General features: G+C 45.1%; 11 protein-coding genes and 1 pseudogene. 5 read left to right on the top strand and 7 right to left on the bottom strand.

Features of this window, described 5'->3' with window-relative positions; all coding sequences use genetic code 11:
* Positions 1–207 precede the first annotated feature (207 nt).
* Complete coding sequence (locus tag QUA01_RS02125; RefSeq protein WP_333089545.1) at positions 208–546, top strand: UPF0175 family protein; 339 nt, start codon at positions 208–210, stop codon at positions 544–546.
* On the opposite strand, the gene QUA01_RS02130 is transcribed toward QUA01_RS02125, so the two are convergent.
* The 3 genes from QUA01_RS02130 to QUA01_RS02140 form a co-directional block, all read right to left on the bottom strand.
* Entirely contained in the window at positions 516–941 is a 426-nt protein-coding gene (locus QUA01_RS02130) for an HNH endonuclease (protein WP_333089544.1), read from the bottom strand. The two genes, QUA01_RS02125 and QUA01_RS02130, sit on opposite strands and share 31 nt — an antisense overlap.
* Positions 934–1,335, bottom strand: a complete 402-nt coding sequence (locus tag QUA01_RS02135) for an STAS/SEC14 domain-containing protein (RefSeq protein WP_333089543.1) — start codon at positions 1,333–1,335, stop codon at positions 934–936. Before QUA01_RS02135 ends, QUA01_RS02130 begins: the two co-directional genes overlap by 8 nt.
* Positions 1,336–1,450: 115 nt before the next feature.
* Entirely contained in the window at positions 1,451–2,713 is a 1,263-nt protein-coding gene (locus tag QUA01_RS02140) for a leucine-rich repeat domain-containing protein (RefSeq protein ID WP_333089542.1), read from the bottom strand.
* A gap of 135 nt (positions 2,714–2,848) precedes the next feature.
* On the opposite strand from QUA01_RS02140, the gene QUA01_RS02145 reads away from it, so the two are divergent.
* The 3 genes from QUA01_RS02145 (at position 2,849) to QUA01_RS02155 (ending at position 7,095) form a co-directional block, all read left to right on the top strand.
* Entirely contained in the window at positions 2,849–4,798 is a 1,950-nt protein-coding gene (locus tag QUA01_RS02145) for a long-chain fatty acid--CoA ligase (RefSeq protein ID WP_333089541.1), read from the top strand.
* Positions 4,799–5,191: 393 nt separating this feature from the next.
* Positions 5,192–5,632, top strand: a complete 441-nt coding sequence (locus tag QUA01_RS02150) for a YlqD family protein (RefSeq protein WP_194011841.1) — start codon at positions 5,192–5,194, stop codon at positions 5,630–5,632.
* Between the two features lie 176 nt (positions 5,633–5,808).
* A complete protein-coding gene (locus QUA01_RS02155; RefSeq protein ID WP_333089816.1) occupies positions 5,809–7,095 on the top strand; it encodes a dihydrolipoamide acetyltransferase family protein in 1,287 nt (428 codons plus the stop codon).
* Positions 7,096–7,702: 607 nt separating this feature from the next.
* Here QUA01_RS02155 and mscL read toward each other — a convergent pair.
* The 4 genes and pseudogenes from mscL to QUA01_RS02175 all read right to left on the bottom strand — a co-directional run bounded on the left by mscL (position 7,703) and on the right by QUA01_RS02175 (position 12,771).
* Entirely contained in the window at positions 7,703–8,140 is a 438-nt protein-coding gene (mscL, locus tag QUA01_RS02160) for a large conductance mechanosensitive channel protein MscL (RefSeq protein ID WP_194067975.1), read from the bottom strand.
* 744 nt (positions 8,141–8,884) lie between these two features.
* Positions 8,885–10,082 (bottom strand): annotated as a pseudogene (locus tag QUA01_RS02165) (RNA-guided endonuclease InsQ/TnpB family protein).
* 206 nt (positions 10,083–10,288) lie between these two features.
* Entirely contained in the window at positions 10,289–11,722 is a 1,434-nt protein-coding gene (locus tag QUA01_RS02170) for a DUF3370 domain-containing protein (RefSeq protein WP_333089536.1), read from the bottom strand.
* Between the two features lie 314 nt (positions 11,723–12,036).
* Positions 12,037–12,771: a PEP-CTERM sorting domain-containing protein gene (locus QUA01_RS02175; protein ID WP_333089535.1), complete on the bottom strand. Its 735-nt coding sequence runs from the start codon at positions 12,769–12,771 to the stop codon at positions 12,037–12,039.
* 566 nt (positions 12,772–13,337) lie between these two features.
* On the opposite strand from QUA01_RS02175, the gene surE reads away from it, so the two are divergent.
* Positions 13,338–14,015, top strand: a complete 678-nt coding sequence (surE, locus tag QUA01_RS02180) for a 5'/3'-nucleotidase SurE (RefSeq protein ID WP_333089534.1) — start codon at positions 13,338–13,340, stop codon at positions 14,013–14,015.
* Positions 14,016–14,865: the final 850 nt, after the last annotated feature.

Genomic DNA, 14,865 nt, shown 5'->3' on the forward strand with positions numbered 1-14,865 from the left:
CACCATTGTCAAGAACAGGCTTTCCGGCCTGTTCCACAAGAGATAAATTATTGTGGAGGTAAGGTGGGCCACAAACCCCCAGCACTGTTAAAGTGCTGATATATCTACTCGTTTCAATCTTGAAGAATACAGCGAATCAATCAAAGTTTAATGAATCTGTATCGATCGCACTTAAAAGCCTATACAAACCTAAGATTACTATAAATCATGCAAATTACGATCGACCTTCCCGACAATCTCCCCCTGACTGAAGCTGATGTGAGGATCGAATTGGCGATCGGACTTTATCAGCAGCACAGCCTCAGTCTCGATAAAGCCGCTCAACTCGCTAAAATTTCAGCGGACGACTTCTACCAACTATTAATAAACCGCCATATTGTCAGTCCGCCCGCAGATGCCGATGACGAACCCGCCGAACTCGTCCTAGCCAGCCTCCGTACCTCCCTCCAGCAAATTAAAGAAGGCAAATTACATCCTATTTCTGAACTGTGGGATGGTATTGATGAGTGGCGAGTTCATACAGGAGGATGTTCTCCCATTGCATAGAGAATACGTCGTAGATTAACTAAACCTTCTCGATTTAAGCGTAAAATTTCAACCGTAGCCCTTCCTATAGGCGTTAAACCAATAATTAGAGTATAATCTTGATTCCAACTCAAATGTTCTTGCCAATTTTGTTGTCGGGGATGATAAAGATCGACCGTCGCTCCAGTCATGGGATCTTTCCCTTCAGTTTTGTTGTATTTATAGTTGTTACATCCTTGACAGGATAATGCTAAATTATCAAGCTTTCTGTCACCACCTTTACTTAAAGGTTGAATATGCTCGACAGAAAAAGTGTGGGTAGCAAATTTTTCCTGAGAATAGCAATATTCACAGCAATTTTTTGCTCTCGATCTAACTTCTTGTTTGAGTTGAAGAGTAAGTTTGCTATCAGTCATTACTAATTGGTTTGAGCCCCATTTGTGTAATTAAATTGGTAAGAGAAACTTGACGTATTTGAGCTAACTGAGTTAAATATTCTAAGCGTTGAGCTTGATATTTTTCTACTTGCTCAGTTGATTCTAAGAGTTGTTGATACTCTGATTCTGTTAAAGTTTCTCGATCGCGCTTGTCAATTAATGCTTGATATAAATGTTGCAATTCTTCAGGCAAACCTTGATTAATTTTTAGCAATAATTCAGACTCTTGTGTTGGCAAACTAGGAGCAATATTTTTAGCGTGCAATTGGAGAACTTGCTCAATAAATTGCTCTAATTCAGGTTGACTTAATTGCTGAACGGCTTGAAGTAAATCTAAGGCTGAGATTTGGGCTTCTATTTTAACAGTGGGCATGATAAGTAAACACTTTTGTTTGAGATTTCTGGATATCTAGATCGTAACCGATCGCCGAACTGCTTTAGGTATTTATCATGCGGATTGAGTTAATTTACTAACCACAACATCGGTATTATAGTTTATTTTGTGGTTCCCACCGACAGATAGACTCTGGTTTGAGAGGGCAAGTTTTGGGTGCGATCGGATTGTCGCCGAGACTGAGCTGAATCAGGTTAGTCAAGGATGCTAGCGGTTTGATGTCTGCGATCTGATTGTTGTCGAGTTTGAGCTGAATCAGGTTAGTCAAGGATGCTAGCGGTTTGATATCGCTGATTTGATTGTTGTTGAGGTAGAGCCGAGTCAGTTTAGTCAAGGATGCTAGCGGTTTGATGTCTGCGATCTGATTGTTGCGGAGGTAGAGCGAAGTCAGCTTAGTCAAGGATGCTAGCGATTTGATGTCTGCGATCTGATTGTTGTCGAGGCTGAGAACCTGAAGGTTAGTCAAGGATGTTAGCGGTTTGATGTCTGCGATCTGATTTTCGTTGAGGTAGAGTCCAATCAGGTTAGTCAAGGATACTAGCGGTTTGATGTCATCTATCTGATTGTTGCTGAAGCCGAGAGACTGAAGGTTAGTCAAGGATGCTAGCGGTTTGATGTCGTCGATCTGATTTTCGTTGAAGTAGAGCAAAGTCAGGTTAGTCAAGGATACTAGCGGTTTGATGTCGCTGATAGTATTGCTGTTAAGGCGGAGAAATGTCAGGTTAGTCAACGATGCTAGCGGTTTAATGTCGCTGATAGTATTGCTGCCGAGGTCGAGATTCGTCAGATTCGTCAAGGATGCTAGCGGTTTGATGTCATCTATCTTATTGTTGCTGAGGTGGATCTGTGTCAGATTGGTCAAGGATGCTAGCGGTTTGATGTCGCCGATATTATTGTTGCTGAGGTAGAGCTGTGTCAGGTTAGTCAAGGATGCTAGCGGTTTGATGTCGCCGATATTATTGTTGTTGAGCAAGAGCTGTGTCAGATTAGTCAAGGATGCTAGCGGTTTGATGTCGCCGATATTATTGTCAATGAGAAACAGCTCCGTGAGAAGAGAAAGTTTCTGATTAGCAGCATCGCAATCAGTAGTCCCTGCTTCCTTCAACAGCACATCAACAGTATGTTTAGTTTCAGGACTCAAATCAGCTTTTTGGCGACACCAATCAGCAAATGTTCGTTCACTTTTTGTCGGTTGCGGTTTGGAGACTAACGCGGAAGGTCTATTGTTTCCCGGTTGCGGATCTGCGACTAACTTGGAAGGCTTATTTCCACAGGATGCTAGGCCGATCGCACTCCAAGCAAATACTATCAACCTTGATAAATTAATCTGTTTTTGTGCAACTATAATTTTCATCATTTTGTATCCCTAATTTTCTAAATAAACAATGGCAGGTTGGCAAACTGTCACGAGACTGCCACAAAGTTCTAAAATAGCTCTGATATTAAACTTGTACCCAATAACTTTATCTCCGAAAACCCCGGAAAATACCCTATGAACGGCCCAGCGTCTTACACATTGCCTCAAATGACCGATCGCGATCGCGCTAACCTCAGCCGCCTGATCGACTATACTTCCATTAAATCCGTACCCGAAATTTGGGCGATCGTCAAACAGCGATTTCCCCAAACCGTCGCCCTCCACGATCCCCACAGCCAGCCAGAAATCAAACTCACCTACACCGACCTCTACCACCAAATCCAGCAATTCGCCCGCGGCTTGCAAGCCCTAGGCATCGAATCCAATCCCGAAGAAGCAATCCCTCCCCGCGTCGCCCTCTTCGCCGACAACAGCCCCCGCTGGCTGATAGCCGACCAAGGCATCATGACCGCCGGGGCCGCCAACGTCGTTCGAGGTGCCACCGCCGACCCCGGAGAACTCCTGCACATCATCCAAGACAGCGGCAGTACCGCCTTAGTAGTCGAAAACCAGGCATTACTCAAAAAACTCCAACACCGCCTCCCCGACTTACCCATTCAACTCGTCGTCCTCCTCTCCGACGAAGAACCAGAAACCAACCAAACCCTCAACACAGTCAAATTTTCCGAAGTCATGGCCACAGGGGCAAGTAGCACCCTCAAACCCACCAACCACAACCCGCAAACCCTCGCCACTCTCCTCTACACCAGCGGCACCACCGGCAAACCCAAAGGCGTTATGCTGACCCACGGCAACTTGCTGCACCAAATCACCACCTTCGGGACAATTCTCCAGCCCGAAGCCGGCGATGGCGTTCTCAGCATCCTCCCCAGTTGGCACGCCTACGAACGCACGGTTGAATATTTCATGTTTTCCCAAGGATGCACCCAAATTTACACCAGCATTCGCTATTTCAAACAAGACTTTAAAACTTACAAACCCCAGTACATGGTTAGCGTTCCGCGCATCTGGGAATCGATTTACGAGGCAGTACAAAAGCAATTTCGGGAACAGCCGCCCAACAAACAAAAATTGGTGAATTTCCTGTTATCTGCCAGCCAACAATACATAGAAGCCCGCCGCATTTCCCAAGGATTAACTCTCAATTTACAACCTGCCTCAGTTGCTGAAAACTTGATCGCCCGGATCAAAATCATTCTGTTGTCGCCCGTTTACGCCCTTGCCGAAAAACTCGTTTACCAAAAAGTCCGGGAAGCTACGGGAGGACGTTTTAAGTGGGCAATCAGCGGCGGCGGTTCTTTGGCCGCGCATTTAGACAATTTCTTTGAAATTGCGAATATCGGTTTGTTGGTGGGATACGGTTTAACCGAAACATCCCCGGTTTTGACAGTCCGCCGCCCTTGGCACAATCTTAAAGGTTCTGCCGGAGGGCCTATTCCAGGTACGGAAATTAAAATAGTAGACTCGGAGACTCGGCAACAACTGCTTCCGGGCCAGCGCGGCTTGGTATTGGCAAAAGGGCCGCAAATCATGGCGGGCTATTATCTCAATCCCCAAGCTACCTCAAAGGTGATGGACTCGATGGGCTGGTTTGACACCGGCGATTTAGGCTGGCTGACACCTGGAAACGACTTAGTTTTGACCGGGCGGGCCAAAGATACGATCGTCCTCAGCAACGGCGAAAATATCGAACCGCAGCCGATCGAAGATGCCTGCATCCGCAGCCCCTACATCGACCAAATTATCGTAGTAGGTCAAGACCAGAAATCGATCGGCGCCTTAATTGTCCCCAATTCAGAAGCCCTACTCAAATGGGGCGAAACTCAGAGTCCGCCCATACAGGAAATTGACTGGAATAGCAAGATAATTCAAGACTTATTCCGCCAAGAGTTGAACCGGGAGGTGAAAAATCGCCCTGGATACCGCGCGGACGATCGCATCGGCCCGTTCCGGTTAATTCAGGAGCCATTTTCAATGGAAAATGGAATGTTGACCCAGACCCTGAAAATTAAGCGCCCGGTTGTGACTGAACACTACCGCGATATGATTGACGGGATGTTTTGAAAATATTCGCAGGACTTGGGGAATGGAAAAGCAAAAATGATCCCAACAACCGAGTCCCAATTGGTGTCAACAATCGCCTGAAAACCTTTGTATCTCTCGTTGATAGCAGAGGCCAGAGCCCCCTCGCATCCCCTTAAGAAGAGGGGTTGACTTTGAGAAGATTCTTATCCCCCCCGACCTAGGGGCGTGCCCGCCCTGGGCTAGGCGGGATCTGGTCTAAATCGCCAGACAGAAGACCGATCGTAGGTTTGAAGGTTAAGTTGACACCAATGCCCTAGTCTCGAATCCGAGTCCTCAGTCATTAGGAAATGTTTGCGAACTAATGACTAATGACGGATGACTTAGGACGAATGACTAATGACTAATTCCCCTTGATAATTGACAAGCAACAACATGGAACCACAATTACTCTTGAAGCGATCGATTAGCGTGAAAGTCATCGTTACTCCCCGCTGGAAAGAAGAAGCTCAACAACAACTCCAAGGCCAAATCAACCAAATAGATTCTCAGCTACAACAGCTAGAAATGCAAGGGAGCCGGATGATTTCTGAAATCCAAAAGCAAAACCTGCAACCCCCAGGCCCGCAAGTAACCCAGCAAATAGAAAACATTCAAGTGCAAGTGAATCAAAGAAAAAGCGAACTGCTAGAACAAAAAAACCAAAACCTGCAACAACTCCAACAAGTACAGGTTTTAGACCTCGAACAAGAAGTTAGTCAAGGTCAAATTGACGGCACGTTCACCGTCGGGATGGGAGAAAACTTGATTCAAAAAATGCAAGTAGAAATTCTACTCCGCGACGGCATAGTTGAAGAAATTCGAGGTGATATTTAGAAGTTAGAAATTGGTAATTGGTAATTGGTAATTGCTAATTGGTATGTAATTTTGAGTTGATAGTCGCACATCTTCGGACTAGAGGCTGGCATAATAATTATTGCCGATTGCCGATCGCCAATTATCAATCGCCAAATACCGATCGCCAATTACCAAATCAAAAGGACTTTTTACAGATGATTCGCGAAGTTTTCATGCCAGCCCTGAGTTCTACCATGACAGAGGGCAAAATTGTTTCCTGGGTCAAATCCGCCGGAGACAAAGTAGAAAAGGGCGAAACCGTAGTCGTAGTTGAATCCGACAAAGCCGACATGGATGTCGAGTCTTTCTACGAAGGCTATCTAGCAATAATTATTGTAGAAGCTGGCGAAGTTGCTCCGGTGGGAGCCGCGATCGCCCTAGTCGCAGAAACAGAAGCCGAAATTGCAGAAGCTCAGAAACAAGGAGCAGGCGCAACCTCCGCCTCCGCCCCAGCCCCAGCAGCCTCCGCCCCAGTCGCAGCTAGCGCATCAGCAGGTTTGCAGCAAAACGTCAGCCGCCAAAACGGCCGCAGCGTCGTTTCTCCCCGCGCTCGCAAATTAGCCAAAGAATTTAAAGTAGATTTGAATTCGATCAAAGGCAGCGGCCCCAACGGTCGCATTGTTGCAGAAGACGTGGAAGCAGCAGCCGGTAAAGCCCAACCAGCCCCGGTTCAACAACAGGTAACAGTCCCCGCCGCAGCCGCACCCGCCGCAGCCGCACCCGCCGCAGCCAAACCTGCACCCGCACCAGTCCCAGCAGTGGCGCTTTCCGGTAACAGAGTACCGATGAACGCGCTGCAAAATGCGGTGGTACGCAACATGGAAGCAAGTTTGAGCGTGCCCTGTTTCCGCGTGGGTTACACAATTACTACTGACAATCTCGACAAACTCTACAAACAAATTAAGTCGAAGGGCGTCACGATGACGGCTATGCTGGCGAAGGCTGTAGCAGTAACTTTACAAAAACATCCTCTGCTGAATGCTTGTTATGTAGAGTCGGGAATTCAACACCGCGCTGATATTAATGTAGCGGTAGCGGTGGCGATGGAGGGCGGCGGTTTGATTACGCCGGTGTTGCAAAATGCCGATCGCCTCGACATATATTCTCTCTCCCGCACTTGGAAGGATTTAGTCGATCGCGCCCGCACCAAACAGCTAAAACCCGATGAATACAGCACGGGAACTTTTACTCTTTCCAATTTGGGAATGTTTGGAGTAGATAAGTTTGACGCGATTTTGCCGCCGAATCAAGGCTCGATTTTGGCGATCGGTTCTTCGCGGCCGCAAGTAGTAGCAAACGAGGAAGGTTTGATGGGAGTGAAGCGACAAATGCAGGTGAATATTACTTGCGATCACCGAGTAATTTACGGTGCTGACGCTGCATCTTTCTTGAAAGATTTAGCCAAATTGATTGAGACAAATCCTCAATCTTTGACACTTTAATTAGGACTAAAGTCCTGACTACAAACCTTACTCTGAGGTTCGTAGTCAGGACTTCAGTCGGGAACATCTCAGTATTGCAAAAAGGATTTTTATGATTATAGAACCCATTTAACATCTTTTGTAAAATCCTTACAGGGCAACTATTCTAGCCTAAATTTAGGATTCTACTGATTCGCCCCAAACCTAGTTGTGGTAATAAGTCTGGAATAGATGTCAAATGGGTTCTATAGGCCTGAACTATGCCTACAGCCATACCCTCGATAATAAAGAAAGCATCTCCAAATTGAACGTTAATAACGTGTAATTTCTCAGCGTTAAAAAAGCACGCAATTCGGAAACACGTAAAAGGAAAATTATGAAAAATACTGTTTATTACCACCAAACTTTGGATTCAGGATGCAGGTTACGAAATCGCAAAGAAGGCTTTTGAAATATCTTTAGTCTTAGTGTGCAAAAAAGGAGATAACAGCCTAAACTTTTGCCTGCATCCCCTAAAAATCAAGTATTAAGTAGTTGTACAAAATTAACTACACAAAATCTCCCCTGAAAGCCTTACAGCGTAAAGAGTCTTTATCTAATTAATTTCGTTTGGTTACTTACGTAGGCTCTAAATACCACGCGATTCCAATGCTTTTGCTAAGCGTTCTAAAACTTCTGTCATCTTTTCCTGGTTGAGAGTAGCAGCATCAACAAGTGCAACTTCTGCTTCTGCTTCTGCTGCTTGCCGACGAATTAATCTTTTTTTTGCAGATTCTACGCTTCGGAGTAATAGAAAAATAACAAAGGCGATAATCACAAAACTAATTACAGATGCCAGGAAAACACCCCATTTTATACCTCCTGGTGCCCAACTTTCCAGGTCTTTAGCTCCCGCAGCCGTTAAAGCAGGATTAAGAAGAATGGGAGTAATAATATCTTTGACTAAAGAATCAATGATTTTTCCAAAGGCTCCACCAATGATGACGGCAACTGCCAGTTCAAGGACATTTCCCTGAACTAAAAACTTCCAGAAATCGCTCCAAAATCCGCTACTACTTCTTGCCATGATGGATGTTCCCCTATAGATATGCCAGTAAAATTTATTTTCTCATGATTCAGGAAAAACTTTATTATATTTTAAACCAAACAAACTGGTCAAAAGCGATCGGGTTCAATCTAAGAACGGAGTGCCGCGACTTTTTGGTGCAACGGATGTTGTCCTTACTTTTCACGCCATCTCTGAAAGCCTTGTCAGGCAAGGGTTTCATCTTAAGACGTTTGTCAATGATTTCTACTTAGGGCTTGCTGAAAAAGTGTACGCAGTGGAAAAACGAGGCTACACAGCTTGAAAAATAGTAGGTTTATTGGTGAATTCCCAAATTTAGCCAGAGACGAACAACCAAGGTGCAAACGTTTTGAGCCTCTATAAAACCCGTTTGACATCTTTTATGCTGTTATACGTGACCGCAAAAGCATTATCCAGCAGCAGCCATGCCTTATTGTAGCAGTCTAACGGATTCAGAATGGGAAATAATTGAACCCATACTACATGAGATATTGCCCAGGAAGAAGCTAACTAAAACCATGTAACTGGACAAAAAGAGAAATCTTAGACGGAATCTTCTATCAACTAAAAAATGGCTGCAATTGGTAAGACCTACCCAAGGATTGGCCCCCTTACAAGGGCCGTATATTGGCTTTACTTGCAGTGGCGAACACAGGGAGTGATAGAAGAGCTGATGAGAGTGCTACATGGGCAAGTGCGTGAGCAGTTGACACTCCCCGGCTATCAGGCGCGAGGATTCTTGGATCATCCAGTTGATTTGCTCGTTGATGTCACCACCAGCGAGTAGAGATCAGTCTGTCCCCCAGCGTGAATTCCGGTGTGCCCCACCGTATTTAAATCGATTCCTGTATGAGCTTTTAAGCCTTTAGCTAGAATGTTTAACGCGGCATTGCGATCGCGATCTAATATCGTTCCGTAACCACAAATATGTGTTCGGGTTGACAAAGTTTTCTTAACAATATCGCCACAGTTTGAACATTTCTGAGATGTGTATTGTGGTGGAACAGCGATAACTGTTTTGCTGTACACTTTTCCAAAATACTCTAACCATTCGGCAAATTGTGACCACGCGGCATCACTAATTGATTTAGCAAGTTTGTGGTTCTTGACCATGTTACGCACTTGAAGGTCTTCGTAGGCTACAAAATCGTTAGATTTCACCACGTACAACGCCGTCTTAATGGCAAAGTCTTTACGCTGCCGACTCACCTTTAGGTGCTTTCTTCCTAACTTGTTGATTGCCTTTTTCCGGCTTTGGGAGCCTTTCTTTTTCCGAGAAACTCGCTTCTGCAATCTCTTCAGAGATTTTTCGCTTTTACGGAGATACCAAGGATGTGGAACTGTGTCACCGTCGCTGTCAGTATAGAAGTGGTTTAATCCCACATCTATGCCGATAATTTTACCAGTATAAATGGGTTCCTCTTTTCATTCAATGTTGATGCAGAATTGGGCATAATAGCCGTCAGCACGACGCACTACCCTAATTCGCTTGATCTCATCGGGTGCTGAGAAATGCAAGTCCCGACTACCAATTAACTTGAATTTTCCAGCAGCAAAGCCATCCTTAAATGTTAGGCATCTTTTGTCGCTAGAAAGCGCCCAGCCGGATTGTTTGTATTCGACGGAACGAGTGTACTTTTTGAACTGCGGGTAGCCCTTTTTTCCGGGCTTCTTAGCGAAAGCAATTCGCGAAGAAACGTTGAATAGCAAAAATGGCACGTTCAGCCGAAGCTTGACGCGCCATTGAGTTAAGCTGGCCTGCCCATTCAAATTCTTTCGCCATGATGGCGCATTGTTTGTACAGATCTACTAACTTAATTCCTTGGTTGTCTATCCAATGTCTAAGAGTTTTGTTTCTGACAAATTGAGCCGTCCGAATCATGTCGTCGATGATTCGATATTGCTCCGCTTTGCCCTTCAACTTAAACTCTAAAACTATCATTGGAATAGTTTATCACTTTTGCTAAAATTTTTACCCATAAGTCTGTATACTTAACAAGTTTTTACAGTTCTTGTAATTAAAGCCATCCTATAAGGACGGGGCTTTAGACCCAATTTTTTGGTAAAAAAAGCCCAATGGACTACATTTTAGTTTTTCTTGATGCGGACTAAAGTCCTCACTACAAACCTTTGACTACTGACTATAAACTAATTACTCGATCGCACAGTCAAGACTTGCGGCGGCGTCGCATCCGGCGGATACAAGAAATCCACCTGCACCAAACGGCGTTCCCCCGGCTTCATATTCACATTCACCAAAGGTTCCCCCTGCTGTCCCCGGCGCTGCACGATGTGAATGTAGCGCGTCAAAGTCTTACCCGTATCGTCATTAAATATCACCCGCACCGTACCTCGGAAAAATATCCGATTTTCCGGCGGATCGTAAAACATCAATCCCCCCGATTTTGTATTTGTTTTAATCGGTGTTTGCATTCTAATACTCACCGATTGAGACTCGCGAGATTTGTTATAAAGCGGAAAAGCTAAGTTGTATTGAATTCCGTAATTGCCGTGAGCAAAATAAGCAGTATCGGGATAGCGAGCTAACATTTTAGCGCTTTGAATTTGGCCTGTGCCAAAAGTACCCGTATCCGTAGTGCTCAGAGCATAGGAAAATGACTCGCCGCGCTTGGGAACAGTTAAATAATCGGTTCTCGAATTATCAGTAATTTTAGCTTTCCACTCCGAACCTTCAGCTACTCCCGCCACGCGGCCGTAAATTTTTTGCAGCGGATTTTCGTCTTGCGGAGTTGGTGCCAAATCTCTCGGCCCCGCTAAACCTTTGGTATTTAAAATATTTTCCCACTCTTCTAAAGTCGGAGATTGTTCGACTCCATTTTTAGTTGGAGGAGCAAACATTGCTAAACTAGCAACATAAACCGAATTGCTGCTCGACATTCGCATCAAAGTCGATCGACCGTTGGAAGCAGGCCTAATATTCCCCACAGGTATCGGCAAATTCATCAGCATTCGGCTCTGATTCGCCGGAATTTCGATCGCAGCGGGCAAAATGGCTTGTCTGTACCCCCGCAGCACATCGCTGGTAATCCGGCTTCCAGGCCCCGCAAACACTGTGCCGAATCGATTTTCTAAATACGAGGGCAAATCGACAAACAACGCATCCGGCTGAGTTAAATAGGTAGCTCCTTGCAAGACTTTTAAAGTAACAGGTTCCGAGTTGGGATTGTAGACAATTATTCCTTGAAATAAGGTGCGAGTTTCGTTGCGATTTTTAGCTTTGGCGATGTGGTGGGCGAAGATATCAAATCGATTTTTGAAGGGAAAGTTTAAGTGTGCAGAAGGTACTTGTTTACCTTCTTGGGGAAATGTGGAGAGCAAAATGCCTTCGGTTTGCACGACTTCCGGGCTGTTGCTGTTGAAAACGGGAATGTTGTCGAGTTTTCCCGGCAAAACGCGCACTTGCTGGGGCACTGTCACAGTATTCAGCGGGCTGCTGCTTGGCGGCGGCGGCTGCACATCCCGTTCGTTTTCCGGTAGGGGAACTTCTGGCTGGATCAGCAGTTGCTGTTGGGTGGGAGGTGCGGCGATTGTTTGAGCGAGGGGGAAAATTGGCAAAAACATTGCTGAGAGCGCGTTTAACTGAACTTGCAGAAGATTACCACATAGCAACCGACAAAAAACCTTACCACAAGTTGGTTGATATTTTCTGGGGATTTTGGGATTTTAGGTCAATTTTTTGGGAAATTCGGGTCTCGCAAATTTTTTGTTCTTCACCTTGACAAAATCTACATTTTGTCAAGGTGAAGAACAAAAATAAGAGCCAGAAGCACTATAGCTGCGCTGGCTCTTATGAGTTGATACTAGAAGTTAACCTGAATCCACTAGAAATGCGACGAGCTTTTCTGCCGATGGATGACCTGCACCCCTGAGAAAATTTAAGCAAGAGCTTTTTTTGCCTGCTTGCGGCGTGCTGCTACTAAACTTCCCAACCCCATCACCATGCCTGCAATAGTAGTTGGTTCGGGTACTGGCTCAGCATCAGCCGAAACTCCGGCCATAACTTTGTCACTCTTACCAACATTAGACCCAGCTACCTGTTGGAAGCGAACCCCTGCCTTGAGCGTACCATTCTGAAATCCCGTCAAGAAAGCACTTTCTGCCTGAGCCGCACTCAGACTGCTGCCAGTTAGCAAAAAGCTAACCAAAGAAGACTGATTTTTATATAAGCCTCCATTAGCGTTTCCACCATCAAACTCTTTGCGCGGAATGCTAATGCCATAGTCGAAACCGTTGTGCAAGCCACTAATATCAACATTGTTCCAAAACGCTGTAAAATTGCTGCCTGCGGTCGATTTAACCGATGCATTAACGCCGCTCAATACGTCAAATGCCACCCCAACGAGAGAAGAGTTGGTTGCGCCACCGGCTGTAGTCTTAGTGCCAGTGGTATTGGTGATGCCCAAATTCAGGAGCAAGTCGGCTCCACTTTGGACAAAGTTGAAGTCCAATGTTGCAGTAGCGCCGGTGCCAATGCCGTTGGTCGTACCGTACTGAGGAGCCACGGATAAACTGAAGGCTTGGGCTTGCGTTGCAGTTAGTAATGAAGAAGCAACAACTAAACCAGCAGTAGCTATACAGGCGGTTAGTGGTTGGGCGAAGTTGGTTTTCATAAGAGTAATCCTTTTTTATATCGTTGGGGGATTGACTTTATTGATTTATTTCGGTATGTATTTACATCATCTATCATGTAAAGGTCTTTGTCTATACATTTTTGATACCTTTACCAAAACAATATTTTGCGAGGTTTAAGAATAAACCTTTCGTAAACGTGGTTGTATCGCCAAGGCTAGGATGACTGCTGCTGAGGCATTCCACGCCTAACTATCCGTTATTGCAACTTTCGGTATCATCGGTTGTCACAACCGCTGACTACGTAATGTTACTAAGACTAAGTAATATATTATACAAATATTGAGAAATGTGTTGGTCGATCGCCTGATGTACGCGAAAGTAAATATGGAATTAGTAACTCTTCCCGGGCGCAGATAGCGGGTTTGAGCCACTAAAGTACGGCGTGGAGAACCCAAAATTTAGACTTTTGTTCAATCTCCCAGATTCATCTGTGAAGTAAATCTAAAATCTAAAATCGACAGAATCCCCGCGACACCCTACAATTTGAGATTGCCTCGACTCGCCCGCCAGTGACACAATAACGTTACTAACAGACAAATTTTCAATGACGATAATTTTAACCAACGACGACGGCATCGACGCTCCGGGGATTCAGGCACTTTTGCAGGCTGTAGAAGGCAAAACAATTATGGTGGCTCCGCAGGGGCAATTGTCGGGCTGCGGGCATCAGGTGACGGCTCACAGTCCGATTCATGTCGATCGGCGATCGTCCGTGGAATATGCTGTAGGGGGAACACCTGCCGATTGCGTGCGTATTGCTCTTCATCACCTTTGTGCGAAGCCGGATTTGGTGCTTTCGGGTATTAACGCAGGTGGCAATTTGGGGGTTGACGTGTATATTTCGGGTACGGTTGCGGCTGTGCGGGAAGCCGCCATGCACGGTATTCCGGGAATCGCAATTTCCCACCGGATTAAAAGGCCGCTCGAAATAGATTGGGATGTCGCTACTCGGTGGACATCGCGGGTGTTGGCGGATTTGCTGAACCGGGAACCAAAGTCGGGGTGTTTTTGGAATGTGAATTTGCCGCATTTAGCGCCGGGAAGTGCGGAACCGGAAATTGTGTTTTGCCAGCCTTCGACGCAGCCGCTGCCTGTGGTTTACCGGGTGGAGGGAGAATACTTTTATTATGCCGGAGAATATGGCTCGCGCGATCGGGCGGCGGGAACTGATGTTGACGTGTGTTTTGAGGGTAATATTGCGGTGACTGAGATATCTCTATGAGCGGATTTTGAGCTGTTTGGGCGATCGAGATATTTTTTTATTAGTAGATTAATAGGATGTGTTAAATGCGGCAAGGGAATATTTGATATTGATAGCTAAAAACTGAACTGTACATACCCTAAATAAAATATCGTGTTCGCTCAATTGCCAATAATAAACAAGGTTTGTAGTGAGAACTTTAGTCTTGATAACCAGAAGACTAAATTCCTCACTACATACGAATCTGATTATTAAGCTTCTTCGAGCGACATGACATAAGAAACAGATTTTCGGATTATCCCAAAAAGGGATATTTCGATGTTGGAAATTGTAGTAATGACCATTGCACAGCATTAATAGCCATCCCGAAATCGGCTGCTATCTCTACTTGCTGCCGTCACTGCTACCATGACTTTTTTTTGTCATCCTTCGGCTTAGCCGCAGCGTCAGGCTGTTTCTTGGGCTTTTTGACTTCTTTGTTGCTTTTTTTTTCTTTTGACATAATGATTCCTCTCTTTTGACTCAGCATAACATAGATTGAAACATCTGTCTAACTGCCATTAAAACCGGTTGCCTCAAACTGATTTGAGAGTGTATCCGCTAAGTTACCTTGAATAAAATAGGTTTGTAGTGATGACTTTAGTCCACAGCATTTTCAGAGAGATTTAGTCCTAACTACAAACTTATTTCTTATTTCATTGCATATTTTTAGCAGACACAAGATTGCTTGCGGTTGATTTTTGATGATTTTTGGTAGATGACAGACCCGATTTTGCACAAAGAGCATCTACAGATAAGCTGAGACGCAGCTAGATTGTATAATATAAAAAAATAAGCAATCATTAGTTATAGTGTATGCCAGCCAAAAATC

Origin of the sequence: Microcoleus sp. S36a_B3 (assembly GCF_036700745.1) — a bacterium.
GTDB lineage: Bacteria > Cyanobacteriota > Cyanobacteriia > Cyanobacteriales > Microcoleaceae > Microcoleus.

Bases quoted from the DNA above. Each gene is read 5' to 3' on its own strand.
- QUA01_RS02145 (WP_333089541.1), top strand. From the start codon at position 2,849: ATGAACGGCCCAGCGTCTTACACATTGCCTCAAATGACCGATCGCGAT.
- mscL (WP_194067975.1), bottom strand. From the start codon at position 8,140: ATGGCAAGAAGTAGTAGCGGATTTTGGAGCGATTTCTGGAAGTTTTTA.
- QUA01_RS02125 (WP_333089545.1), top strand. From the start codon at position 208: ATGCAAATTACGATCGACCTTCCCGACAATCTCCCCCTGACTGAAGCT.
- QUA01_RS02175 (WP_333089535.1), bottom strand. From the start codon at position 12,771: ATGAAAACCAACTTCGCCCAACCACTAACCGCCTGTATAGCTACTGCT.
- surE (WP_333089534.1), top strand. From the start codon at position 13,338: ATGACGATAATTTTAACCAACGACGACGGCATCGACGCTCCGGGGATT.
- QUA01_RS02150 (WP_194011841.1), top strand. From the start codon at position 5,192: ATGGAACCACAATTACTCTTGAAGCGATCGATTAGCGTGAAAGTCATC.
- QUA01_RS02135 (WP_333089543.1), bottom strand. From the start codon at position 1,335: ATGCCCACTGTTAAAATAGAAGCCCAAATCTCAGCCTTAGATTTACTT.
- QUA01_RS02170 (WP_333089536.1), bottom strand. From the start codon at position 11,722: ATGTTTTTGCCAATTTTCCCCCTCGCTCAAACAATCGCCGCACCTCCC.
- QUA01_RS02130 (WP_333089544.1), bottom strand. From the start codon at position 941: ATGACTGATAGCAAACTTACTCTTCAACTCAAACAAGAAGTTAGATCG.
- QUA01_RS02155 (WP_333089816.1), top strand. From the start codon at position 5,809: ATGATTCGCGAAGTTTTCATGCCAGCCCTGAGTTCTACCATGACAGAG.
- QUA01_RS02140 (WP_333089542.1), bottom strand. From the start codon at position 2,713: ATGATGAAAATTATAGTTGCACAAAAACAGATTAATTTATCAAGGTTG.